Annotated in this window: 20 protein-coding genes; 8 read left to right on the top strand and 12 right to left on the bottom strand. The window is 66.1% G+C overall.

The features are described from left to right. Positions 1–75: 75 nt before the first annotated feature. The 5 genes from ACZI8W_RS04675 to ACZI8W_RS04655 form a co-directional block, all read right to left on the bottom strand. A complete protein-coding gene (locus tag ACZI8W_RS04675) occupies positions 76–2,313 on the bottom strand; it encodes an NADP-dependent isocitrate dehydrogenase (protein WP_463367317.1) in 2,238 nt (745 codons plus the stop codon). Positions 2,314–2,471: 158 nt separating this feature from the next. Beyond that, the gene (locus ACZI8W_RS04670; protein ID WP_463367316.1) at positions 2,472–3,209 is read right to left on the bottom strand and encodes an HNH endonuclease family protein; all 738 of its coding nucleotides are present in this window, start codon (positions 3,207–3,209) and stop codon (positions 2,472–2,474) included. 3 nt (positions 3,210–3,212) lie between these two features. Then, positions 3,213–4,235, bottom strand: coding sequence for a beta-ketoacyl-ACP synthase III (locus tag ACZI8W_RS04665; protein ID WP_463367315.1), 1,023 nt, complete (start codon positions 4,233–4,235; stop codon positions 3,213–3,215). A gap of 300 nt (positions 4,236–4,535) precedes the next feature. Further along, on the bottom strand, positions 4,536–5,417 hold the full coding sequence (locus ACZI8W_RS04660) for a glycosyltransferase family 2 protein (RefSeq protein WP_463367314.1): 882 nt from the start codon (positions 5,415–5,417) through the stop codon (positions 4,536–4,538). 92 nt (positions 5,418–5,509) lie between these two features. Continuing rightward, entirely contained in the window at positions 5,510–7,936 is a 2,427-nt protein-coding gene (locus tag ACZI8W_RS04655; protein ID WP_463367537.1) for an ATP-dependent Clp protease ATP-binding subunit, read from the bottom strand. Between the two features lie 130 nt (positions 7,937–8,066). Here ACZI8W_RS04655 and ACZI8W_RS04650 point away from each other — a divergent pair, with 130 nt between their 5' ends. Next, a complete protein-coding gene (locus ACZI8W_RS04650; RefSeq protein ID WP_463367313.1) occupies positions 8,067–10,367 on the top strand; it encodes a DEAD/DEAH box helicase in 2,301 nt (766 codons plus the stop codon). 14 nt (positions 10,368–10,381) lie between these two features. Here the strand turns inward: ACZI8W_RS04650 and ACZI8W_RS04645 are convergent, their stop codons facing one another. The 4 genes from ACZI8W_RS04645 to ACZI8W_RS04630 all read right to left on the bottom strand — a co-directional run bounded on the left by ACZI8W_RS04645 (position 10,382) and on the right by ACZI8W_RS04630 (position 14,150). After that, complete coding sequence (locus tag ACZI8W_RS04645) at positions 10,382–11,272, bottom strand: oxidoreductase (protein ID WP_463367312.1); 891 nt, start codon at positions 11,270–11,272, stop codon at positions 10,382–10,384. Between the two features lie 39 nt (positions 11,273–11,311). Beyond that, complete coding sequence (locus ACZI8W_RS04640) at positions 11,312–12,337, bottom strand: YeiH family protein (RefSeq protein WP_463367311.1); 1,026 nt, start codon at positions 12,335–12,337, stop codon at positions 11,312–11,314. A 74-nt stretch (positions 12,338–12,411) separates the two neighbouring features. Next, positions 12,412–13,110 (bottom strand): ABC transporter ATP-binding protein, encoded by a 699-nt coding sequence (locus ACZI8W_RS04635; RefSeq protein WP_463367310.1) that lies wholly within the window; start codon positions 13,108–13,110, stop codon positions 12,412–12,414. Then, positions 13,107–14,150, bottom strand: coding sequence for an ABC transporter permease (locus ACZI8W_RS04630; RefSeq protein ID WP_463367309.1), 1,044 nt, complete (start codon positions 14,148–14,150; stop codon positions 13,107–13,109). Before ACZI8W_RS04630 ends, ACZI8W_RS04635 begins: the two co-directional genes overlap by 4 nt. 201 nt (positions 14,151–14,351) lie before the next feature. Between ACZI8W_RS04630 and ACZI8W_RS04625 the strand changes: the two genes are divergently transcribed. The 3 genes from ACZI8W_RS04625 (at position 14,352) to ACZI8W_RS04615 (ending at position 17,422) form a co-directional block, all read left to right on the top strand. Next, complete coding sequence (locus tag ACZI8W_RS04625; protein ID WP_463367308.1) at positions 14,352–15,563, top strand: sensor histidine kinase; 1,212 nt, start codon at positions 14,352–14,354, stop codon at positions 15,561–15,563. Beyond that, positions 15,560–16,195 carry a response regulator gene (locus ACZI8W_RS04620; protein WP_463367307.1) on the top strand — a complete coding sequence of 212 codons (636 nt, stop codon included), beginning with the start codon at positions 15,560–15,562 and terminating at the stop codon, positions 16,193–16,195. The genes ACZI8W_RS04625 and ACZI8W_RS04620 overlap by 4 nt, the downstream gene beginning before the upstream one ends. Before the next feature lie 96 nt (positions 16,196–16,291). Then, a complete protein-coding gene (locus tag ACZI8W_RS04615) occupies positions 16,292–17,422 on the top strand; it encodes an RNA polymerase sigma factor (protein WP_463367306.1) in 1,131 nt (376 codons plus the stop codon). 83 nt (positions 17,423–17,505) lie between these two features. Here ACZI8W_RS04615 and ACZI8W_RS04610 read toward each other — a convergent pair whose 3' ends face one another. Beyond that, positions 17,506–18,375, bottom strand: a complete 870-nt coding sequence (locus ACZI8W_RS04610) for an oxidoreductase (protein WP_463367305.1) — start codon at positions 18,373–18,375, stop codon at positions 17,506–17,508. Further along, complete coding sequence (locus tag ACZI8W_RS04605) at positions 18,365–19,354, bottom strand: alpha/beta hydrolase (RefSeq protein ID WP_463367304.1); 990 nt, start codon at positions 19,352–19,354, stop codon at positions 18,365–18,367. The genes ACZI8W_RS04610 and ACZI8W_RS04605 overlap by 11 nt, the downstream gene beginning before the upstream one ends. A gap of 145 nt (positions 19,355–19,499) precedes the next feature. On the opposite strand from ACZI8W_RS04605, the gene ACZI8W_RS04600 reads away from it, so the two are divergent. Together ACZI8W_RS04600 and ACZI8W_RS04595 are read left to right on the top strand one after the other, a co-directional pair. Then, on the top strand, positions 19,500–20,411 hold the full coding sequence (locus ACZI8W_RS04600; protein WP_463367303.1) for a pseudouridine synthase: 912 nt from the start codon (positions 19,500–19,502) through the stop codon (positions 20,409–20,411). A 53-nt stretch (positions 20,412–20,464) separates the two neighbouring features. Then, complete coding sequence (locus tag ACZI8W_RS04595) at positions 20,465–20,971, top strand: SRPBCC family protein (protein ID WP_463367302.1); 507 nt, start codon at positions 20,465–20,467, stop codon at positions 20,969–20,971. A gap of 19 nt (positions 20,972–20,990) precedes the next feature. Here ACZI8W_RS04595 and ACZI8W_RS04590 read toward each other — a convergent pair whose 3' ends face one another. Further along, the gene (locus ACZI8W_RS04590) at positions 20,991–21,515 is read right to left on the bottom strand and encodes a flavodoxin domain-containing protein (protein WP_463367301.1); all 525 of its coding nucleotides are present in this window, start codon (positions 21,513–21,515) and stop codon (positions 20,991–20,993) included. Between the two features lie 184 nt (positions 21,516–21,699). Between ACZI8W_RS04590 and ACZI8W_RS04585 the strand changes: the two genes are divergently transcribed. Together ACZI8W_RS04585 and ACZI8W_RS04580 are read left to right on the top strand one after the other, a co-directional pair. After that, positions 21,700–23,226: a CYTH and CHAD domain-containing protein gene (locus ACZI8W_RS04585; RefSeq protein ID WP_463367300.1), complete on the top strand. Its 1,527-nt coding sequence runs from the start codon at positions 21,700–21,702 to the stop codon at positions 23,224–23,226. Between the two features lie 133 nt (positions 23,227–23,359). Further along, a complete protein-coding gene (locus tag ACZI8W_RS04580; protein ID WP_463367299.1) occupies positions 23,360–24,253 on the top strand; it encodes a universal stress protein in 894 nt (297 codons plus the stop codon). Positions 24,254–24,323: the final 70 nt, after the last annotated feature.

Genomic DNA, 24,323 nt, shown 5'->3' with positions numbered 1-24,323 from the left:
GTGTATGGACAGAGACACCCATCGCGGACATCGATGGTCCGCAATGGGTGTCGGAGAGTTTTCGGCGGTCGGAGGTCAGACCTGCACGGACGCCAGGGCGTCGTTGAGGGTCTTGCTCGGCCGCATCACAGAGTCGGTCTTCTCGCGGTCCAGCTGGTAGTAGCCCCCGATGTCGACGGGGGAGCCCTGCACCTCGAGGAGCTCGCGCACGATGGTGTCCTCGTTCTCGGCCAGGGTGCGGGCGAGCGGGGCGAAACGCTCCGCCAGTTCCTTGTCCTCGGCCTGCGCAGCGAGTGCCTGCGCCCAGTACAGCGCGAGATAGTACTGGCTACCCCGGTTGTCGAGCTCGCCGGTCTTGCGGGACGGGTTCTTGTTCTCGTCCAGCAGCTTGCCGGTCGCGGCGTCGAGGGCGTCGGCCAGGATCTTGGCGTGCTCGTTGTCGTTCTTGATGCCGAGGTCCTCGAGGCTGACGGCCAACGCGAGGAACTCACCGAGCGAATCCCAGCGCAGGTGGTTCTCCTCGACGAGCTGCTTGACGTGCTTGGGAGCCGAGCCGCCGGCGCCCGTCTCGTACATGCCGCCGCCTGCCATCAGCGGGACGACAGACAGCATCTTGGCGCTGGTGCCGAGTTCCAGGATCGGGAACAGGTCGGTGAGGTAGTCGCGCAGGATGTTGCCTGTCGCGGCAATGGTGTCCAGTCCGCGGATCACCCGCTCCAACGTGTACCGCATCGAGCGCACCTGCGACATGATCTGGATGTCGAGGCCCTCGGTGTCGTGATCCTGCAGGTACAGCTCGACCTTCTTGATCAACTCGTTCTCGTGCGGGCGGTACGGGTCGAGCCAGAACAGGACCGGCATCCCGGAGTTGCGTGCACGGGTCACGGCGAGCTTGACCCAGTCGCGGATCGGCGCGTCCTTGACGGTGCACATGCGCCAGATGTCGCCTGCCTCGACGTGCTGGGTCAGCAGCACTTCCCCGGTGTCGGCATCGACACAATTGGCCTCGCCTTCCTCGGGAACCTCGAAGGTCTTGTCGTGCGATCCGTATTCCTCGGCCTTCTGCGCCATGAGCCCGACATTGGGGACGGTGCCCATCGTGGTGGGGTCGAACGCACCGTTGGTCTTGCAGAAGTTGATGATCTCCTGGTAGATGCGCGCAAATGTGGACTCCGGCATCACGGCCTTGGCGTCCTTGGGCCGCCCGTCTGCGCCGTACATCTTCCCGCCCATGCGGATCATCGCAGGCATCGAAGCGTCGACGATGACATCGCTGGGCGAATGGAAGTTCGAGATGCCGTTGGCGGAGTCGACCATCGCCAGCTCGGGACGGTGCTCATGGCACTCGTGCAGGTCTTTGATGATCTCTTCGCGCTGTGTGCTCGGGAGCGTCTCGATCTTGTCGTAGAGGTCGACGAGGCCGTTGTTGACGTTGACGCCCAGCTCGTCGAACAGCGCCTGATGCTTGGCGAAAGCGTCCTTGTAGAAGGTCTTCACTGCGTGACCGAAGACGATCGGGTGCGAGACCTTCATCATTGTCGCCTTGACGTGCAGAGAGAACATCACTCCGGTCTTGCGTGCGTCCTCCATCTGCGCTTCGTAGAACTCGAGCAGCGCTTTCTTGCTCATGAACATGCTGTCCATGATGTCGCCCTCACCCAACGACACCTCGGGCTTGAGAACGATCGTCTCGCCGCGCGCGGTCACGAGCTCCATGCGGACCGTGCGTGCCTTGTCCAGCGTCATCGACTTTTCGCCGTGGTAGAAGTCGCCGTGCGTCATGTGCGCGACGTGGCTGCGCGACGCCATCGACCACTCACCCATGCTGTGCGGGTGCTTGCGGGCGTATTCCTTCACCGCGCGGGGTGCGCGCCGATCGGAGTTCCCCTCACGCAGGACCGGGTTGACGGCACTACCGAGGATCTTCCCGTAGCGCTCCCGAATCTCGCGCTCTTCGTCGGTCTTGGGGTCGTCCGGGAAATCCGGAATCGCATAGCCCTTGCCCTGTAATTCCTTGATCGCGGCGAGGAGCTGCGGCACGGAAGCACTGATGTTGGGCAGTTTGATGATGTTGGTTTCGGGCAGCTGCGTCAGACGTCCCAGCTCGGCAAGGGTGTCCGGAATGCGCTGCTCTTCGGTGAGGCGGTCGGGGAACGCGGCCAGGATCCGCGCCGACACCGAGATGTCGCTCGACTCGACCTCGACGCCCGCGGCGCCGGCGAAGGTGCGCACGATGGGCAGGAAGGCGTGCGTCGCGAGCAGCGGCGCCTCGTCTGTCAACGTGTAGATGATTTTCGGTTTATCGGCGCTCATGGCGGTTCTCCCACGTCGTATCGGTCCGATTCCGAACAGCACCGGGTGTGGCCACCGGAATCGCGTCGCGTCTCAGGTTACGTGCGACACAACGATGATATTCAAGAGCGGTTGTCGTGGTTGAAGCCCATCTGTGCTCCACACCATCGGAGGCCGGTTCAGCAGGCCGCGAGGACGCGGGACATCGCCTCGTGCTCGCTGGGGGTGATCCAGAGTTCGTAGACGGTCTTGACCTCGATCTGCTGCGCCACGTAGTCGCAGTGGTAGTCGGCGTTGGGCGGAAGCCACTGCGCGGCGTCGGAGTCGCCTTTCGACTGGTTGGTCGGGCCGTCGACGGCGATCAGATTGCGGGGATCGTTCGCGAGGTTACGACGCTGTTGCTCGTCGAGTTGCTGCGCACCCGTCTTCCACGCGTTCGACAGTGCGACGACGTGATCGATCTGGACCTGCGACGACGTAGCCGTGCCGCGCCGGAAGAAGATCTCGTTGCCGGTGTACGGGTCGTGGAGCGTGCCCGTGCGCACGGTGCAGTCCTTGGTGGCCGGTTCGAGCGAGATGTGCACGAGGTCTCGTTTGAGGATGTCGTTGCGCGTGTCGCAGCCGTTCTTCCCGAACTCGACGGTGACGCTGTCGGTCCACGCAGAGCCGAATGCCTCCCGCTCGTAGCCGCTCTGCGATGCGGCGTCGCGCACCGGAAGCGCTGCGAGCGCCTGGAGCACCCCACCGATGTCGGCGTCCGAACCACTGTACGTCGACGAGCCGGTGCCACCGGACGAATCAGCGGCATCGGACGAGTCGGAGTCGTACGGTTCGAGAAGAACCACGACGACGGAGAGCACGACGAAACAGAGCAACGAGAGCCATCGAGGGATCGATGACTTCTTTGTGCGCGCCATGAACTACTGGGCCAGCGGCGGCATCTTGACGACCTGGCCTGCAAAGGACAGTCCGGCACCGAAGGCGAGCAGCAGTGCAGTTGCCCCCGCCTCGACCTGGCCGGTACGCAGCATTTTCTCCATGGCGAGCGGGATGGAGGCCGCGGAGGTGTTGCCGGTCTCGATGATGTCGTCGGCGACGGCCACGGTATCGGGCAGTTCGAGTTGCTTGACGATGACGTCGTTGATCCGCAGGTTGGCCTGGTGCGGCACAAATGCGTCGAGATCCGCGAGCGCCACACCGGCCTTGTCGGCGACCTGACGCACGTATTTGCTCATTTCGAAGGCGGCCCAGCGGAACACTGCGGTGCCTTCCATGATGATCCAGGGGCGCGGCTGGTCGGGGTTCTGTGCGAAGTCGACCCAGTCGGGTTCCTGCCGGATCGCGTTGCCCTGGGAGCCGTCGGATCCCCAGACGGTGGGGCCGATACCCACTTCGTCGGAGGCGCCCACGACCACGGCGCCTGCGCCGTCACCGAAGATGAACCGCACGGAGCGGTCGGTGGGGTTGGTCGCGTCGCTCATCCGCTCGACACCGACGACGAGCACGTTGGTTGCCGATCCGGCACGGACCAGGTCGGATGCGACACCGAGCGCATAGCAGAAGCCCGCGCAGCCGGCCTGGATGTCGAGGGCAGCGGCGCCGTGCGTGCCGATCTTGTCGGCGACGAGCGCAGCGGCCTGGGGGGTCTGGAAGCCGTAGGTGGAGCACGCGACGATCACCGTGTCGATCTGCGCGCCGGTGAGCTTCGCGGCGTCGAGGGCCTTCTCCGCGGCATCGACCGACATCTCGACGATCGTTTCCTCGGGGTGCGCCTTCGCGAAGCGGCGCTCCTTGATGCCGGAGCGAGACTGGATCCACTCATCGCTCGAATCGATCAGTTCGCAGATCTCAGCGTTCGTGACGACACGCTCCGGGCGGTGGACACCCAGCCCGAGCAGCACGCTGTTCCGCAACGGCGCTGGAGCGGCGATCTGTGCACCCATCCGGAAGACTCCTCTGCATCCTCGTGGCGCTGCTGTCATAGCATCGCCGTCCGAACACGGTAGCGCGGGTCGAACACCACTCGTCGCGACCCCCCTGATGGATCGCGCGACACGGCCTAGCGCTTGCGCATAAGGCTTGCCTTACCTATATTCACCAGTGGGCCTGTTGAGGACCGAGTGGAGAGCTGAGGGCTGCAGCGAACTCCCGGTCCCCGCCTACGGCGGGTCCTGCTGCTTCCGAGCGCGGGACCCGCCGGTTTCGTCTTCACCGTCTTCGCACCCGCGCTCCGGCGCCCTCCCCTACCTCACCTCGGCGCCCTCACTCACCGGCATCGTGCGGGCCTGCGGCTTCCCGAACAGCGCCCGCAACGAGAACCGGCCGAGTTCGGGGTCGTACGGCCGATAGGCGGCGTAGACGAGAACATGGAACCGCTCGTGCAGCGTCAGGGCGCGGCGAATCTCGGGCGTCATCCGCCCGTGCAGGTCGAACGTCCTCACGCCGGATTCGATATAGGATCGGAACTCCCGCGGCGGCGTCAACGCCCGTCGCGGCGAGAGATCCACCCTCATGTCGCTGAGCTGGACGATGGGAACCTCCGCTGCACCGAGACACAGGGCCAGATCGAGGTCCTCATGGATCTCCGACGCGACACTCACCTCGTCGCGGACCCGCTCCCACGCGGTACGACGGATCGCCATATTGGCGCCGTGCAGGTTCCTGTACGGCCGCTCCCCTCCGAAAATGCCACGCTGAACCTGCTTTTCGACGTACCACCCCTTGAGGCGCCGATACGGCGAATCGTACGAATTGTGCAGGCCGCTGATGGCGCCGACCGCCTCGGTGTCGCCTCTGCCGAAATAGTTGCGCACCACCCGAGCCCAGCCGGGGCGGACGCGGGTGTCTGCATCGACACGGCCGAGGAGGTCGCCCTCCGCAGCCTCGAACCCGGCATTCCTCGCATGTGCGACACCTGATTTCGGCTGCTCCACCAGCTTGATCTTCGAGCTCTTCTCCTGCGCGCGCCGCACGACGTCGACGGTGGAGTCCGTGCAGTTGTTGTCGACCACGACGATATCGAGGAGGTCGTCCTGCTGCTCGATCAACGCGTCGAGGCACGGTCCGATATACACCTCTTCGTTGTGAACGGGAACGATGACGGACAGTCCTGCTCGTGTGACCATGGCGCCCGATGCTACCGCCCACACAGCGATCGGCCCGCCTCAGGCGTTTCACCCGAGGCGGGCCGATCCATCTCTTTACCAACCGTTTCCGGTCACCTGACGACCAGTTCACCGCCTTCGACCGACACGGTCACCGCGCCGCCTTCGACGAGTTCGTCATCGAGCAACAGATCGGCGATGCGGTCATCGACTTCGCGCTGAATCGCACGGCGCAGCGGACGCGCACCGAATTCGGGCTGATGCCCCCGGTCGGCAAGCCAGTCGACTGCTACGCCATCGATGTCGAGATCGATTCCCTTGCCCGCCAGCTTCTTCCGAGTGTCATCGAGCAACAGATCGGTGATGCGTCGCAGCTGCTCGTCGTCGAGCTTGCGGAACAGCACGATCTCGTCGATCCGGTTGAGGAACTCGGGTCGCATCGTCTCGCGCAACCGAGCCATCACCCTGTCGCGCAACGGCTTCTCTGTGGCCTCGGCGTCGCCGGTGACGAAACCGAGTGCACCACCGCGGCTCGAGATGATGTCCGATCCGAGATTGCTGGTCATGATCACCACGGTGTTGCTGAAGTCGACCGTGCGCCCCTCACCGTCGGTCAGGCGGCCGTCGTCGAGGACCTGCAACAGTGTGTTGAACACGTCCGGGTGCGCCTTCTCGATTTCGTCGAGCAGCACCACCGAATACGGATTCCGCCGCACCCGTTCGGTGAGCTGACCGGCTTCGCCGTAGCCGACGTACCCGGGCGGGGCACCGACGAGCCTGCTGACGGTATGCCGTTCGCCGAACTCGCTCATGTCTATGCGCAGCATCGAGCGTTCGTCGCCGAACAGGACTTCCGCCAAGGCTTTCGCCAGTTCTGTCTTACCGACACCGGTCGGTCCGAGGAACAGGAAGCTGCCCACCGGCCGGCCCGGATCGCTCATCCCCGAGCGGCTACGCCGCACCGAGCGGGCCACTGCCCGTACGGCTTCGTCCTGCCCGACGACGCGCTCGTGCAGTTCGCTCTCGAGGTTCCGGAGCCGATCCTTCTCGCCACTCGTCATCCGGGTAACGGGAATTCCCGTTGCACGGGAAACGATTTCGGCGATCAACTCCGTGTCCACCACGGGGGCATCCACGTCGTCGGACGTGGGCTCACCCGAGTCGATCCGGGTCTGGATCCGAACGATCTCGTCGCGGATCCGTGACGCCTCCTCGTAGCGCTCGGCCGCCACAGCGGCATCCTTCTCTGCCTCGAGCGACACCACCTGCCCGCGGAGGGCATCGGTGTCGACCCGCGCCGCCCGCAGGCGCAACCGCGCGCCTGCCTGGTCGATCAGGTCGATGGCCTTGTCGGGCAACTGTCGATCCGGCAGGTACCGCACCGACAGATCCACCGCTGCCTCGATCGCCTCGTCGGCGTACCGGACACCGTGGAAATCTGCATACCGCCCGCGAAGTCCGTGCAGGATGGTCACGGTATCGTCGTGCGACGGCTCACCCACCGTGACCGGCTGGAAGCGCCGTTCGAGCGCAGGATCCTTCTCGATGTGCTTGCGATACTCGTCGAGCGTCGTCGCACCGACGATGTGCAGTTCACCGCGGGCAAGCTTGGGCTTGAGGATGTTGCTCGCATCCATCGAACCCTCACTGCCGCCGCCACCCGCACCGACGACGGTGTGCACCTCGTCGATGAAGACGATCAGAGCGCCGTCCTGCGCGGTGATCTCGTCGAGCACCGAGGTGAGACGCTCTTCGAAGTCGCCGCGATAGCGAGTGCCGGCCACCATCGAGGTCAGGTCCAACTGGACGATGCGCTTGTCGCGCAGACTGTCCGGGATGTCGCCGTCCACGATGCGCTGGGCCAACCCCTCGACGATCGCAGTCTTGCCGACGCCGGCCTCACCCACGAGCACCGGGTTGTTCTTGGTGCGTCGTGAGAGGATTTCTACGGTCTGCTCGATCTCTTCGGCACGACCGATGACGGGATCGATCCCACCGCCCCTGGCACGATCGGTGAGATCGACGCCGTACTTGTCGAGGGTCGGTGTCGAGGATTCGGTCTCCGCGGGTGTCGCGGGGACCGACTGGAGCGCGGTCTGGAGCGCCTGCGGGGTAACCCCCAACGACGCAAGCAGACGACCCGGCGCGCGGCTCTGGTCGGCGGCGAGCGCGAAGAACAGGTGCTCGGGATCGATGTAGGTGGACCCGAGGGCTCGGGAGAGTTGGTGCGCCTCGAGAAGCGCGGTCTTCACCGCGCCGCTGAGGGCAGGCGCATCGACTGTGCTTCCGACGGTGCTCTGCGGGAGTCGCTGCTCTACAGCCTTGATCACGTCGGCCGGGTCCGCGCCGGAGCGAGTCATGACCGTCCGAGCCGGTTCCTGCTCGGCCATGGCACGCAGAACGTGCAGCGCGTCGAGATCTGTGTCGCCGCGTTGTGTCGCGAAATGGACGGCAGCAGCCATGAGCTCCTGGGTTCCGCGGCTCATGAAGCGCGAGATGTCGATGCGGCCGGGGCCACCAGGCCCGAAGAATGACGGCATTCCGAAGCCTTTCTGTTGGACTTGAGTCATACGTACTCAACTAACATGTGCACCTCGCGATCAATTCCCGAGGAGAAGTGATCTAGATCACAGTTCGGCGACAGCCGGTGCGCCCGCGTAGCGTGGATGCGTGCACACGCAGTACGGGCCGCAGCTCACGCTGTTCGCGGCCGAGTTCGACTTCGCTCTCGACGAATTCCAGCTCCGGGCCTGTCGCGCACTCGAGAGCGACCGCGACGTCCTGGTCTGCGCGCCCACCGGCTCCGGGAAGACGGTCGTGGGCGAGTTCGCCGCTCACCTTGCCCTCGCGTCGACCGGAACATGTTTCTACACCACACCGATCAAGGCGTTGAGCAACCAGAAGTACCACGACTTCGCCGACCGCTTCGGCGACGAGCAGGTAGGTCTGCTCACCGGCGACGTCAGCCGCAATCCGGACGCGCCGGTGGTCGTCATGACCACCGAGGTCCTGCGGAGCATGCTGCACAGCCACTCCCCGCTACTGACCGGCCTGACCCATGTCGTCATGGACGAGGTGCACTATCTCGCCGATAGCGAGCGCGGCGCGGTGTGGGAGGAATCGATACTGCATCTCCCGGCATCGGTACGGCTGGCGAGCCTCTCGGCGACGGTGAGCAACGCCGAGGAGTTCGGCGAGTGGATCACCCGGGTGCGCGGCGCCACCACCGTGATCGTCGAGGAAACGCGCCCGGTACCGCTCACCCAGCACATGCTCGCAGGGGGTCGACTGTTCGACCTGCTGTCGCCGGTCGACGGCAGCGTCGACGACGCCCTCGACCGCTACATCGCGCATCGACGGCTGGTCGAGGCCGCACCGCCACCGTCCCCCGGCCGCAGACGCCGCCGGCGCCACGGGCACCGGCCCGAACCCGCCGGCGCCGACCGGCCCGAGATCGTTGCGCGCCTGGAAGCCGAACAACTCCTGCCTGCCATCTGGTTCCGTTTCAGCCGCGCCGGGTGCGATGCCGCGGTCACCGAGTGCCTCGACGGGTCGGTGCGGCTCACTGATGGATCCGATCTGTCCGAGATCCGATCCATCGCGGAGAGACACACCGCGGCGCTGCCCCTCGCAGACCTCGATGCGTTGGGCTACGCCGAGTGGATCGACGGTCTCGAACGCGGCTTCGCCGCGCACCACGCGGGTCTGGTGCCCGCGTTCCGGCACACCGTCGAGGAACTCTTCGCGCGCAACCTGGTAAAAGTCGTCTTCGCCACGGAGACGCTCGCCGTGGGCGTCAACATGCCCGCCCGGACTGTGGTGCTGGAACGTCTCGTCAAACCGGCAGCCGACGGCCCGGTACGGCTGACCGCAGGCGAATACACCCAGTTGACCGGCCGCGCCGGCCGGCGCGGCATCGACGAACACGGACACGCCGTGGTGCTGTGGAGTCCCGACATCGCACCCGCAACGGTCGCCGGACTCGCCTCCACTCGCACCTATCCGCTGCACAGTTCGCTGCGTGTCGGTTACAACACCGCGGTCAATCTCATCGACGATCTCGGCGTGGACGGTGCTCGTGCGCTACTCGGTCGCTCGTTCGCCCAGTTCCAGGCACAGAACTCGGTCGCCGCGCTGGCCGACGCAGCCCGGGTCAACACGGAGACTCTCGCGGCGCTCGATGCGGAACTCGGCCAGGCAGCCGGATTCGCCGAATACCGGGACCTGCGCGACCGGCTCGCCCATGCTCGCAACACCGCCCCGTCCGATACGGTCACCGTGCTGGCGCGCGCCGTCCGCTCGCACCCCGGTCATCGTCGTGGCGACCGCGACCGACTGCTCGCGCTCGCCGCCCAGCGCAGTGCCCTGCACGCAGACACCGAACTGCTGCTCGCACAGGTTCGTACGGTCTCCGAACGCCTGACCGACACATTCGATCGCACCCTTGCACTACTCGACGAACGCGGCCACATCCTGCACGACCCGATCACCGGTCACGCACATATCACCGAGGACGGCCATCGGCTCAGCCGAATCTATTGCCGCAGTGATCTTCTCGTATCAGAGTGCTTGCGCACCGGCGCCTGGTCCGGTCTCGAACCCGCCGAGTTGGCCGCCGTTGCATCCAGCGCGCTCGGGGAAAACCGTCGTCGCACTGCCGTATCCGCGGGACGGACGACACCCGCGATCGACGAGGCCCTACACGCGACGGTCCGGCTGTGGGGTGGACTCGCCGCCGCCGAGGAACGGCACGGTCTGACGGTGAGCCCGGAACCCGATCCGGCGCCGGTCGCTGCGATCTACCGGTGGGCGCGCGGCGACGGGCTCGGTGCGGCACTGCAGGTGGCCTCCGATTCGGGGGATTCCGGTGGAGATCTGGTCCGCTACTACCTGCGGACGCTCGACCTCGTCGACCAGACACGGTTGTGCCGACGGGACGAGCTACCGCCCATGCCGTCCACCCTGCTGTGAACTCCCACCGGGCTTCATTTCGACAGCAGCTCCACCCCGCACAGTTCCTCCGACAACGCCCACAGCCTCGACGCAACGTCTTCATCCTTCGATCGGGCGCTCGACTGCACCCGCTTCGGATTCCCGCGCATCTCGAAGAACGAGCCTGGACCGTAGAAGCCACCCGGTTCGACGTCCGGGACCGTCGCCGCATACAGCGACGGCAACGCGCCCATCGCGGGCGACTGTCCGATGATCGGCGTCGAGAGCTCCATGAGCTTGCCGTACAGGGTCTCGCTACGGAACTGCAGATTGGTCGACGAGTACCCCGGATGCACGACCAACGAGCGCACCGGAGACTCCCGATCGGTCAGGCGCCGTTGCAGTTCGTAGGCGAACAGCAGATTCGCCAGCTTCGACTGCCCGTATGCGCGCCAGCGGTCGTATCGCCGCCGTTCCCAGTTGAGGTCGTCCAGATCGATCCGCCCGATCCGATGCATCGCGCTGCTCACCGTCACGATCCGGTCGGTGATGCGCCCGAGAAGCAAAGCGGTGAGCGCGAAATGCCCGAGATGGTTGGTACCGATCTGCATTTCGAAGCCGTTCACTGTCCGCCGCAATGGAACCGCCATCACACCCGCGTTGTTGATCAGGACGTCGACCACCTCGTGCGACGCCGCGAGACCGTCGACGAACTCGCGCACCGAATCCAGATCGGCCAGATCCAGCCGGCGCACCTGCACATGGTCGCCGAGCCCGTCCGCTGCCTGCTCACCTTTATCGACGTCGCGGCATGCGAGGACCACGCGAGCGCCTGCGCCCGCCAGGGCTCGCGCGGTTTCCGCGCCGAGCCCGCTGTTGGCACCCGTCACCACGAACGTTCGGCCGTGCTGATCGGGGATGTCCTGGACCGTCCATGCAGGCATACGCTCACCCTACGGGCGCGTACGTCCGCGGGACAGGTTTCAGGATCCGGCGCCCGCGAGGAGCACCCCGGTCAATGCGATCGCCGCGACCCACACGGTCGAGAGTGCAGCGAGCACGAAGGGTCGACCGCCGACCTTCCGGATCGTCGCGACGTGCACACCGGCGCCGAGCGCGAACATGGCCGCCGCGAGGAGCACGGTCTGCAGGACCGACGCGACATCGAGGACGGCGGCGGGGATCAGACCGGTAGACCGCACGGCAACACACCCGAGAAACCCCACGACGAACAGCGGCACCAGCGGCGGGCGCTGTGCGCCGGTACCGGATTCGGTGCGCCGCCGGTGCAGACCGAGAATCGCGATCACGGGTGCGAGCATCAACACCCGGGCCAGTTTCACCACGGCGGCGACCCCGAGTGCCGCTCCTCCGATCATGCCCCCTGCCGCAACGACCTGGGCCACCTCGTGAATCGAGCCCCCTGCCCACAATCCGGCGGCGTGGTCGGAGAGGCCGAAGGCCTGTGACAGCAGGGGAACCGCAGGAATCATCATCGTGCCGAAGACCACCACGAGCGCGACGGCTGTGAGTACTTCTTCCTCCTTCGCGTCGACGACACCGTCCACCGCGGCCACGGCAGCCGCACCGCAGATCGAGAATCCGCACGCGATCAGCACTCGCTGCGTCCAGGTGAGCCCGAGCAGTCCGCCGACGAACATCGTCCCCCCGATACCGAAAGCCACCACAGCGATCACCACGACGATGACTTTCCAGCCGAGACCGAGCACGTCTCCGATCAGCAACTGCAGCCCGAGCAGCGCGATACCCACCCTCAGCACCCGTTTGGACGAGAAGGCGAGTCCCGGGCGGACACGCTGAGGGAGATCGACGACGTTCGCGACGACCGCACCGAGCACGATGGCGATCAGCAGGGGGCTCACGGACGGCACCACAGCGTGGACGCCCATTGCCGTCGCCGCTGCGACAGAACACAGCGCGAGCCCCGGCACGAGGCCGGGGCTCGTCGATGTCTCGGCGACGGAGGCGCGATCAGTGGAGACGTTCATCTGTCGAGCGTGCGCCGAATCCAGGTTCGGGGGTAGCCATCACTTCCGCATGGGCACATATCCCATCGATATGACTACACCCTGGGGTAGATGTCGCCGACGTGCCCGGCGGTGAGCCGGCCGTCGATGACTTCGACCACCTCGTCGACCGCACCGAGATTCGCGCGGTCGTGCGTCACCAGAACGGTTGCCGCCCCCTGCCGATGGGTCAGGCGGGTGATGAGGTCGACGATCTCCGCGCCTCGCTCGTGATCGAGCGCACTCGTCGGTTCGTCGACCAGGAGCACCGTCGGGTCGTTCATCAACGCCCGCGCAATATTGACGCGTTGGCGTTGCCCGCCCGAGAGCTGATGCGGACGCCTGCCGATATGGTCGGCGAGCCCGACCGCGTCCAGCAACTCCACGGCCCTGGCGCGAGCCCCGGACGTCGACCGGCCATCGATCGCGGCGGTGACCTGCAATTGCTCGACGGCGGTCAGCGACGGCAGCAGATTCGGCTGTTGAAACACGATACCGACCTTCTTCCTGCGCAGATCTGCCAGTTCACCGCGGGACATACCGGTCGTGGACGTACCCGCCAGGGTGACCGTGCCGGAGTCGGGGGTGATCAAAGTGGCGGCGACGGCCAGGAGGCTCGATTTTCCGGAACCGGACGGGCCGACGACCGCGGTGACCGTCCCGCCCTGAACATCGAGGTTGATGCGATCGAGTGCGACGAGGCGATCGTCGCCGTCGGGGTAGGTGAGTGTGACGTCGGTCAGGTTCAGGCTCATCGGGCACTTCCCAGGGCAATCAGAGGGTCGACGGAGGTGACACGGCGGACCGCAAGAGCTGCGCCGAAGGCGCCCAACGCGATCATCACCACCGCTGGAAACAGGACGGTCGACAAAGTCATCTCGAAGGGGACGGCACCGCCGATCACCGCACCGAGCGCCGCGGCAAGACCGGTGCCGATCAGCGTGCAGACGGTCAGCAGGACCACGGCCTGACCGAGTGCGTCACGCAGCAGGAACGACGTGGGGGCCCCGAGCGCTTTCAGGACCGCGATGTCGCCGCTGCGCTGCACGGTCCACACCGTGAAGAACGCACCGATGACGAGCGCGGAGATCACGAACAGGAAGCCGCGCATGAGTTGCAGTGATCCGTTCTCCGAAGTGTACGAGCCGATCGCAGACAGCGAATCGTCCTTCGAGACGGTCTTCGTGCCGGCCAGCTGGTCGGTGGCGGCGCTGCCGAAACCGTCCGCGGTGGTCAGCGCGATCACTGTGGCGGCCGAATCGGTGAGCGGAGTCCACACCACGGGGGTGTGCCCGAAGGAGTCATCGCCGCTGACGGCGGCCACGGTCAGGTCCTCACCGTTCACCGAGATGGTGTCTCCGGGCCCGGCAGCCAGTTCCTCGGCTGCCGTCTCCGACAACACGGTGGTTCCGGAGGAGATCTGTTCACCACCCGGCACCAGCGTCGATCCGGATTCCACGGCGAACACGGAGACCGCCAGTTTCGACGCCCCGGCACTCGCCCGCGATGTGGAGATCCCGACGGGTTCGGCGCTCGTCACACCCGGCGCATCGGACCACTGTTGCCACTGCGCGCGGGTGACGGTGGAGGTCGTGTAGGACAGATCGTCGTCGCCCGGATCCGAGAAGACGATACGGTCGGCGTTCATATCCGTGATGGCCGAGATGTTCTGACGGGCGAGGCCCTCTGTCAGGCCGGACAGCAACCCGACCAGAAGGGTGATCAGGACGATGACAGCCCCCATCAGGGCAAATCTGCCCTTGGCGAATCTCAGGTCTCTCCAGGCAACGAACACGGTGCAGCCATCTCCTCTGTCGAATATCGGATGCGGGTCGACAGCCGAATGGTGTCGAAATGTCGATGCCGTCCACTCTTGTCGTCGCGGCGCCCGCAGACATCCGGCGCCAGGGGTGGATTTCCGCATCGAAGGACGGTCCTCGATCTCCACCTTTCGACAGGTGTGGACGCGCGAAGAGATCCGTATGCTGGCACGACAGTGAACACCTCGACGACCGCCACCAAAGTCCTGGCCTGGTGCCTGCACCTGCTCGTGATCGGCTTGCTTGCGCTGACGGTCGTGCGTGCGGTGGCGGCCAACGACCCCGACGCGGTCGCGGTGGCGACGGTGGCCGTCGTCCTCGCGCTGACATACGCGATCGGCCCGATGCTGCCGCTCGTCGCCCGGTCACCGAGCGCGGCTGCCGTCTGGCTCAGCGCGGTCGGCGCCGTGTGGCTGATTCTGCTGATGGAGTCGGCAGAAGGAGTGTGGCTGGCCTTCCCCCTGTACTTCGTGCAGCTCCATCTGTTGCCGCGGCGCGGTGGCCTGATCGCGGTGGCGCTCACCGCAGGCGCCGCAGTGGCGGGCTTTGCGGTTCATCAGGGCACGGTGACGCCCGCGGCAGTGATCGGGCCTGCGCTCGGTGCCGCGGTCGCCGTCGCAGTCGTGTGGGGTTACCGGACCGTGTACCGCGAAAGCGAACAGCGCCGGATGCTGATCGACGAGCTCACCGCGACGCGGGCCGACCTGGCGACCGCCCAGCACCGTGCGGGTGTCCTCCAGGAACGAGAGCGGCTGGCACGCGAGATCCACGACACCCTCGCTCAGGGACTGTCGAGCATCCAATTGTTACTGCGCGCGGCCGAGCGTGCCTTGCCGACCCGGACCGACGATGCTGCCGGCTACGTCGTGCAGGCTCGTATCGCGGCGGTGGACAATCTGGCGGAGGCGCGGCGGTTCGTCGCTGCACTGGCACCCCCGGCCCTCGAGAACACCACCCTCGCCGACGCACTCGACCGCCTCTGCGCGGCCACGTCGGCACGGCATGACCTCGACGCCCGGTTCCACTTGACCGGCACCCCGGTGGCCGTGCCCATCGCCCACGAGGTTGCGCTGCTGCGCGTTGCGCAGTCCGCGCTCGCCAACACCGCCCGCCACGCCGCCGCCACCACCGTGAAGATCACCCTCAGCTTCCTCGACGACGAGGTCGCGGTGGATGTCGTCGACGACGGCTGCGGCTTCGACCCCGGGTCCGTACCTCCCCCCGGACCGGACGGCGACGGATTCGGGTTGGCCGCCATGCGGGCACGGATCCACGATCTGCACGGCACCTTCACGGTCGAAGCCGCACCGGGAAACGGCACGGCCCTCGCCGCCCGGCTTCCCCTTTCCACCACCGAACCGCACTCCACCACAGAGGTTGATCCGTGAACGAAGAACCGATCCGACTCCTGCTCGCCGACGATCATCCGGTCGTGCGCGCCGGACTGCGCGCGGTACTCGACACCGAACCGGGCATGACGGTGGTAGCCGAGGCCGAAACGGCGGAAGACGCCGTCGCCCGTGCAGCGGAAGGCGACATCGACGTCGTCGTCATGGATCTGCAGTTCGGCGACGGAATGACCGGCGCCGAAGCCACCGCGGCGATCACTGCCCGCCCGGACGCGCCGAAGATCCTGGTCGTGACGACCTACGGCACCGACGCCGATACCCTGCCTGCGATCGAGGCAGGCGCAACGGGATACCTCCTCAAAGACGCAGCACCCGAGGATCTCGCCGCGGGAATCCGGACGGCTGCGGCCGGACGTACCACACTGGCCCCGACCGTCGCCGATCGGCTCGTCACCCGGCTACGCAATCCGGGTACGGCACTGACCCGACGCGAAGTCGAGGTCCTCGCCCTGGTTGCGGAAGGATTGTCCAACCAGCGGATCGGGCGGCAGCTGCACCTCACCGAGGGCACCGTCAAGTCGCATCTTGCACACATCTACACCAAACTCGGCGTCGATTCCCGCACCGCGGCGGTGGCTGCAGCCACCGAGCTCGGCCATATTCGCCGCTGACAGCCGCTCGCGGAGGTCCGGGCGACGGGCGCGCCGATTCCCTCGTAGACTGCGCCGAACAACACTACCGAGTCCAACACGCGGAAGGTTCGACGATTGAGCCGGCATTCGGGGGAAAAAGACCGGTCTCTCGTCACGGCGCTGCGCGCGAAGGTCGGTGACGCCGCTGCCGACGTCTACGACCTGCACGCCGCGACTCTGTACGGGTATGTGCGCGGGTTCGTCGATCCATCCGTAGCTTCCGATGTGGTGCACGACGCGGTGTGGATCGCGATCGAACGGATCCGGACGCTACGTGATCCCGGCATGTTCCGGCCTTGGCTGTACGCACTCGCGCGGTCGGAGTGTATGCGCGGCTCCGCGTCGGATTATGTCCCCGCCGGTCCCGATGCCGATACCGATACCGATGTCCTCGCTCCGGTCCACGCGCTCGATCCGACAGATCTCGAGGCGGTCGACCTCGCCGTGCGGTACGGGTTCACCGACCATCAGGTCGCCGCGATCATCGGCCGGGGATTCGATGTGGGTGCCGCCCTCGAACGTGCACGCGCCGCCTCCACCGACCCGGCCGGGCACCTCGCCCGACTGCCGACCGCACCGCCACCGCCTTATCTGCGCAACCGTGTGCTCACCGCGCCACCGGCCGCCGCTGAACGCACCGCGATGGGACGCCGGATCGATCCTGTCGACCGCGCTGGCTTTCCGGTGCCGGGGCAACCGCGACGCGCAATCCTCGCGTGGGGCGCCTCCGCGGTCGGGCTCGCAGCATTGGTCGCCGTCGCGCTGTTGGCGTTCGTCGATCGCTCACCGTCCGAGCAGAGTGTCTCGAGCCCGGGCGGCGCGACCCTTCGCCTGGACCTCGGCGACTACCCGCACGGCACCACCGCCCCGGCCACGACTACACCGACCACCACGATTCCTGAAACGAGCACGACCGTTGTCCCGGTCCCGGCCACAACGATCGACGTGACCGAAGCCGTGACAGAGACCTCCTCTCCTGCGACCACCACCGATCCGTCACCCACGACCGAGCCGTCCCCCACGACCACCGAGACCAGGTGGTCTTCTCGACGTGAGCCTTCCAGGAACGACGACTCCGACGACGACTCCGAGCGCTCGGAAACCGACGGAAGCAGTGCTGGCGGGAACAGCGGTGGCGGCGGAAACAGCGGCGGCTCGACGAACACGGCGCCCCCGCTGTTCACGTTCGAACCCTGGACTCCCTGACGCCTCTCGGAGGAATCGGCCGGACGCGTCACGGACAGGAGCCACGGCAGAGACCACAGGAGTCACAGCAGGGGCCACAGGAGTCACGGCAGGGGGAATGTCACTCCGGTGAGCTTCTCCGACAGCTCCCACAGTCTCCGGGCGTCGCCGCGATTGTGCGCCCGACGCGCGATCCGGGCCTGGTGCGGTGAACCGTACAACAGCATGTCCGGCCCGATCAGGCCACCGGTCATCGACGGGTCCGCCGCCGCGCACACCACCGATTCCGCACCCTGCGCGGGGGTGCGCTGCAGGATCTTCTTGCCGAAATCGAAGAGTCCGTCGAACCACGTGCCGGTGTGGCTCCCGACCTCCGTGGCGGCGTACCCGGGGTGGGCGGCGATCGCACGCAGGGGCGAACGAGCCTCAGCGAGGCGCCGCTCGAGTTCCACACTGAACATCAGATTCGCGAGCTTGGACTGCGCGTAGGCACTCGCCCGGCGGTAGCGGCGATGTTCCCAGTTGAGATCGTCGAGGTCGAGTCGACCGAAAAGGTAGGCAGCGCTCGACACGGTGACGACGCGCGTGGTGATGCGATCGAGCAGCAGCCCGGTCAATGCGAAATGCCCCAGGTGGTTCGTACCGAACTGCATCTCGAACCCGTCCGCCGTCCGGGTCAGCGGCAACGCCATGACCCCGGCGTTGTTCACAAGTACGTCGATCGTGCGGGTCCCGAGGTTGCCGGAGAACTCGTGGACCGAATCGAGGTCGGCCAGATCGAGCCGGTGCATCGACGCAGTGGGACCGATTTCCGAGGCGATTCGTTCGCCCGCGACTGTGTTGCGTCCGGCAAGCAGGACCGTGGCTCCGGCTGCGCCGAGTGCACGAGCGGTGGCCTCCCCCACACCACTGGTAGCGCCGGTCACCAAGAAGGTGACCGGCGCTACCAGTGGTGAAGTGGATTCAGGCGCCAATCGACGCCTTCATCATCGGGAGCATCTCCCAGAGCTCGTCCTGCCAGTAGCCCCACGTGTGGGTGCCGGTGGCGGGGAAGGAGAAATGCGCGTCGATGCCGAGGGTGGCAAGACGGACCTGGAATGCGCGGTTCTGTGCAAGAGCGAGCGCTTCGAGTCCCATCGCGTTGGCGGTGTTGAACACGCCGATCGCGGAGTTCGGGCGATCGTGCTCACCGGGCAGGCCGCTCGAGGCGGCAATCCACATCGGCAGCCCCTGCAGGTTGGGGGCGGCGACGAACGGGTCGTGGCGCAACCACGCAGAATCCCACGGCGGGCCCCACATGGCGTCGGAGTTGAATCCGCCGGCGTCGAGCATGGCGACGCGGATCGCTTCGCGCATGCCGGGCGCAGACAGGTTCAGGTATCCGGACAGCGAGCCGGCGAACCCGAACTGGTCGCGGTGGTAAGCAGCGAGGATCAGTGCCGCGTTTCCGCCCATCGACAACCCGACGACCGCATTGTTGCTGCGGGAGATGCCGTAGGCGGCGGCGAGGTGATCAGGGAGGTTCTGGGTGAGGAACGATTCCCACTTGTAGGTGTACTCCTGGCCGTTGAAATTGCTCGGCGCGTACCAGTCGGCGTAGAAGCTCGATTGCCCACCCACCGGCATCACGACGTTGATGCCGTTGTCGGCGAGCCATGCGGCGTTGGTCTGGTGCTCCCAACCACTGACATCGTCGGTGGCACGCAGGCCGTCGAGCAGATACACAGCCTTGTTGCTGCCGTTGTTCGCGTGCCAGATACGCACCTTGATCTGACCGACACCGCCGGGTGCTGCGACCCAGTCCTCGGAGAAGCGGGTGTACGGGTCTGCCGACGCGGTGCCTGCACCGATACCTGCGAATACGAGCGTGAGCGGAACCACGATCGCCGCCACGAGCAGCCGCACCAAAGCGCGCGCTCCCCGCCGCGTTCCGTTTTCGGACGAATTCGTCACACCAAGCTCTCCTTGAACGTTTTCCCCAGAGATCACTCTCGGCACACGATAATAGTGCGCGCGAGCCTTAAGCAGGCTTGCACACAATCGTTATCCTGCAAAGCCGAAACCGATATCGAGGCCTCGGCCGCTACCGTGTCCACACATGTCTGACGCTCCCTTGCCGGTCCGGGACGGACTGAACCCCACCCGCCTACGGCTTCCGGAAAACTGCATGTCGGAGACGGTTGTGGAGTACCTGTGCACCCGCTTCCCCGACGACGCCGAACGGATCGGACAGAAGGTCGACTCCGGTGAAGTCGTTGCCGGTGACGGAACTGTGATCTCGCGGACCCATCCGTACGTTCCGCACATGTTCGTGTTCCTCTATCGAGACCCGCCCACCGAGACCCGCGTACCGTTCGAAATCGACATTCTCCACCGTGACGACAATCTGCTCGTTGTCGATAAACCTCACTTTCTTCCTACAACGCCCCGAGGGCCGTGGGTCGCGGAAACCGCACTCGTGCGGTTGCGCCGTGCACTCGACCTGCCCGAACTCACCCCCGCGCACCGACTCGACCGCCTCACCGCCGGAGTGCTGGTCTTCACGGTGCGCCGCGAGGCGCGCAGGGCCTATCAGATGCTCTTCGAGAACCGGATGGTCGAGAAGGAGTACGAAGCCGTCGCGCCCTCCGCGCCACACCTCCGGTTCCCGGTAGACGTGCGCAGCCGCATCGTCAAGGAACGCGGGATACTTCAGGCGCGTGAAGTTCCGGGCCGGGCCAATGCCGTCACCCGCATCGACGTCCACGACGTCCACGGCGAACGCGCGTTGTACCGCCTGTCACCGAGGACCGGGAAAACGCATCAATTGCGCGTACACATGAACTCCACCGGCATTCCCATCGTGGGAGATCCGCTCTATCCGTACGTGTACGACATTGCACGTGAGGACTATTCGGCACCGCTCCAACTTCTCGCGCGGGCGATCGAATTCGACGATCCGATCACGGGTCGGTGGAGTCGCTTCACAAGCTGCAGAAACCTGGCAGCATGGGATCACAGCACCCCTTGACCCCGTTGACGGCCGACCCGGTGACGGCGTGGGCTTCTCGTCTTGGAGGATCCATGAATCTCGGCAGCATTTCTCGTACTTATGACGGCCGAGTGGCCCTGCGTTTCGAACGCGCGTTCCCCCATGCTCCGGAGAAAGTGTGGAGCACCATCACCGATCCCGAGTATCTCGACGCCTGGTTTCCTGCGGCGGTCGACTGGGATCTCACTCCGGGTGCGCAACTACAGTTCCGCACCACAGACGAACGGGTACGCCGGTTCGGCCTTCCCGCTGGACACACCGCAAGCGGTTCGGTCCTCGTCGTGCACCCCGGACAGATACTCGAGCTGATGTGGGATTCCGACGTCCTGCACTGGGAACTGGCACCCGACGGTTCCGGCGGCTGCTGGCTCACCCTCACCCACACCACGGATACCGAGGACGACGCCTACGCGCACGGTGCGGGTTGGCACGCCGGGTTCGAGGTCGTCGAGGCCCAGCTCGACGGCAGGCCCGTCGATTGGTCGATGTCGGACCGCGCGGAGGAACTCGCCGAGCACTACCGCAACCCGGGCAGCTGACGCGGGCGCGCCGCCGCCCCTACCCGGTCTGCTCGGTGGGGACTCGCACCTCGGTGCGGTCCGATACTCGGGCGATGATCTCCGACGCCCACGAACCGATTTCGTCCCAATCGCGGAAGTCACCGAGCCGGGCACCTGACATCCGGACGATCGCCCGCTCGCCCACACTGAGTACGGCGGGATCGATCTTGCCGGCGAACGTCCGGTGCTCACGGGCACCCGTACGCGCCATGGCGGGCGCGACGTCGTAGTGGTTGTTCACGGGGCGCCCCGGCTCCTCGATCGGCCCGGACGAGAAGAGGAAGACGTCCCGGCGACGCAGCGCCACGGAGTACTCGTCGAGAAAATCCCGGGCCGGACGCAACCATCGATTGCGGTAGACGGCGCTACCCACGATCACGACGTCGTAACCGGCGACGCTCGATACTGCACCGGGCGCGCTGACATCGACATCGGCGCCGTGATGGCGCAGACCCGCAGCCAAGACTGTGGCGAGTTCTGTAGTGGAGCCATGCTTGCTCGCCACCACCACCAAAATCCTCATTCTCACCCTCCAGAGGCCCGCGTTTCCCCATGATCACGCGGAGATCGACCCGCAGACCAGAGTCCAAGTGCCCTTCTCCGGAGCTTCCACCGGGGTTCATATCCCGCACTCGCGACATATCGGGAACTCGATGGCACAGTTGCGTCCAGGGAGCACTCGGTGCACACCACCGGACAGGAGGACCATGACGCCGGCAGAATCGACCACATCGACGTCCGCGGAGACCGAACGCAAGTACACGGCGACCCCCGACCAGAAGCTGCCCGATCTATCGGGAATCGCGGGAGTGGCGTCGGTCGACGTCGACACCGTCGACCTGTCCGCTCAATACTTCGACACTTCCGACCTGCAGTTGCTGCGATCGAAGATCACCCTTCGCCGTCGCGAAGGCGGAGACGACGCCGGCTGGCATTCGAAGCTTCCCGCCGGCGGCGACACCCGGACCGAGCTGCATCATCCGTTCGCGGCGGACGACGCCACCGACGAGGTACCCGATCCCCTGCTCGGGCTGCTCCGCGGAGTCCGGCGGAACCGCCCCGTTGCTCTCGCCGCGCTTCTGAACACCCGGCGCCATCGACATCGGCTTCGCGGGACGGACGGTGCACTGCTCGCCGAAGTGGTCGTCGATGACGTGACCGCGATCCGCAGCATCGACGACGCCGAACCGCAGTGGCGGGAGGTCGAGGTCGAGCTCGGGCCAGGGGCCGACCCCGCGATCCTGGATGCCGTCGAGGAGCTCCTCGTCGCGGAGGGCATCACCCGTTCACCGAGCCCGTCGAAAATCCACCGGGTGCTCGGCGATCTCCTCCCCGTCCCCGGACGCCTTCGCGGTACTGCTGCCTATCTGCGCGACTATCTCGCGCATGAACGCCAGACGCTGTTGATGGCCGACATCGCGGTGCGCCGCGACACACCCGATGCCGTGCACAGCATGCGCAAGGCCGCCCGCCGCCTCCGCAGCGCACTGCAGACCTACGCCGACGATTTCGCGATCGACACCGCACTCGTCGAGGAACTGCGCTGGCTCGGACGGTGCCTGAGCCCGTCCCGCGATCTCGAGGTCCAGCATCAACGACTCGCCGATCGGGTCGCGGAGATCAGCGTCGAGCGCTACCGCGAAGCCACGCGTGCGCGTATCGACGAGTACTTCACGGCAAAATCGAGCGCGGCGCGCTCCGAAGCGATCACGACTCTCGACTCCGATCGATATCTGGCGCTGATCGACGACCTCGACACACTGATCGGTGAACTGTCGTCCGCGCCGAAGAAACAGGACACGCCGCACCGGCCCAAACCGGCGACGCTCGCTGGGTCGGTCGAGGGCCTCGCCAAGAAGGTATCGAAGCGTGTGGACAGGGTCGCCGGAGCTCCCGACGATACCGAGCGCGACGAACGGATGCATCGTGCACGCAAAGGGTCGAAGCGGCTGCGCTACGCGATCGAGGTGATCGCGCCGCTGCATCCGAAACGCGCCGAGCATGCCCTCGACAGGTTCGACGAGTTCCAGGACCTGCTGGGTGAGTTCCAGGATTCGGTGGTCGCCCGCGACCATCTGCTCGATCTGGCGTCCGAGCAAGGACATTCCGCCGAGTCCAGCTTCGGTCTCGGTGTCCTGCACCAACTCGAAGCCGAGATCGGCGCACAACAGGCCGTGCATCTCGAGTCGGCGTGGAAGAAGGCATACAAGTCGGCCCGCAGGCTGTGGCGCTGAATCGGGACCTACGACCCTGCCACGAAGCGCCGATAATCCCGGGCATGCGGCGGATTCGCATGGCGTAACGTGACATCCGTAGCCGATCGGTCGCCCGTCCCCACAGGTCGCCGTACAAGTGAAGGAGACATCGATGAGCACACCGAGCACCAGGAAGTCCGTCGTTGCAGGAGTCGACGGTTCCGAGACCGCTGCGGCAGCCGCACGGTGGGCAGGCGCACTCGCCGCGCGCCTCGAGGTCCCCCTCGAACTCGTTCATTCACTACCCAGCGAGGGAATCTTCTACAGCGAAGCTGCTGTCCTGATCCAGTCCCAGATGCTCGAGCAGCTCGAGAAGGACGGCAAACAGGTCCTCGCCCATGTCGTCGACCTCGTTCATGCCGACAACCCCGGCCTCGAGGTGCAGAGTTTCATCGGCCCCGGACCCGCCGCCACCTCCCTTCTCGAAGCCGCCGACGACGCTCGCGTAGTCGTCGTCGGCGCTACGGGCGCGGGCAAGGTCGAGAACTTCCTACTCGGCTCGACGGTCGTGCGCGTCTCCAACCACGCGCCGTGCCCGGTGGTGGTGTGGCGGGGCGACACCACCGATCCACTCCCCAGTACCAAGCCCATCGTCGTGGGTGTGGACGGCAGCGAACTCTCTGTTGCTGCAGTAGAATACGCGTTCGTGTACGCGCAGACCCTGCAAGCACCACTGGTAGCCGTGCATTCGTGGCTCGGCGACGCCGCACTCGGCGTCGGCGCCACTGCCGCGCTGGTCGACTGGGAGGCCGTAGCGGAGTCGGAGACTGCTGTACTCGCCGAGTCCCTCGCGGGTCTGCAGGAAAAGTACCCGGACGTCGAGGTCCGTCGTGTCATCGATCGCGGGCCGGCCGCGAAGGTTCTGCTGAACCACCTGCACGATGCGCAGCTCGCCGTCGTCGGCAGCCACGGTCGCGGCCAGTTTGCCGCCGCCCTACTCGGCTCGACCAGCCAGAACCTTCTGTACAACGCACCCTGCCCGGTCCTCGTCGCGCGCAAACCCTGAACGAAGTACCGAACCGGAGTCGAACAGGCCCACGCCCCGCAACGGGTGTGGGCCTGTTCGACTCGCGACG

It is taken from the genome of Rhodococcus ruitaii (assembly GCF_055230935.1).
The sequence above is the reverse complement of the archived record's forward strand: the minus strand, read 5'-3'. Positions and strand labels throughout refer to the sequence as shown.

Excerpts from the sequence above, each read along its gene's own strand:
- ACZI8W_RS04675 (WP_463367317.1), bottom strand. The coding sequence starts at position 2,313 with ATGAGCGCCGATAAACCGAAAATCATCTACACGTTGACAGACGAGGCG.
- ACZI8W_RS04670 (WP_463367316.1), bottom strand. The coding sequence starts at position 3,209 with ATGGCGCGCACAAAGAAGTCATCGATCCCTCGATGGCTCTCGTTGCTC.
- ACZI8W_RS04665 (WP_463367315.1), bottom strand. The coding sequence starts at position 4,235 with ATGGGTGCACAGATCGCCGCTCCAGCGCCGTTGCGGAACAGCGTGCTG.
- ACZI8W_RS04660 (WP_463367314.1), bottom strand. The coding sequence starts at position 5,417 with ATGGTCACACGAGCAGGACTGTCCGTCATCGTTCCCGTTCACAACGAA.
- ACZI8W_RS04655 (WP_463367537.1), bottom strand. The coding sequence starts at position 7,936 with ATGCCGTCATTCTTCGGGCCTGGTGGCCCCGGCCGCATCGACATCTCG.
- ACZI8W_RS04645 (WP_463367312.1), bottom strand. The coding sequence starts at position 11,272 with ATGCCTGCATGGACGGTCCAGGACATCCCCGATCAGCACGGCCGAACG.
- ACZI8W_RS04640 (WP_463367311.1), bottom strand. The coding sequence starts at position 12,337 with ATGAACGTCTCCACTGATCGCGCCTCCGTCGCCGAGACATCGACGAGC.
- ACZI8W_RS04635 (WP_463367310.1), bottom strand. The coding sequence starts at position 13,110 with ATGAGCCTGAACCTGACCGACGTCACACTCACCTACCCCGACGGCGAC.
- ACZI8W_RS04600 (WP_463367303.1), top strand. The coding sequence starts at position 19,500 with ATGTCTGACGCTCCCTTGCCGGTCCGGGACGGACTGAACCCCACCCGC.
- ACZI8W_RS04595 (WP_463367302.1), top strand. The coding sequence starts at position 20,465 with ATGAATCTCGGCAGCATTTCTCGTACTTATGACGGCCGAGTGGCCCTG.
- ACZI8W_RS04590 (WP_463367301.1), bottom strand. The coding sequence starts at position 21,515 with ATGAGGATTTTGGTGGTGGTGGCGAGCAAGCATGGCTCCACTACAGAA.
- ACZI8W_RS04585 (WP_463367300.1), top strand. The coding sequence starts at position 21,700 with ATGACGCCGGCAGAATCGACCACATCGACGTCCGCGGAGACCGAACGC.
- ACZI8W_RS04580 (WP_463367299.1), top strand. The coding sequence starts at position 23,360 with ATGAGCACACCGAGCACCAGGAAGTCCGTCGTTGCAGGAGTCGACGGT.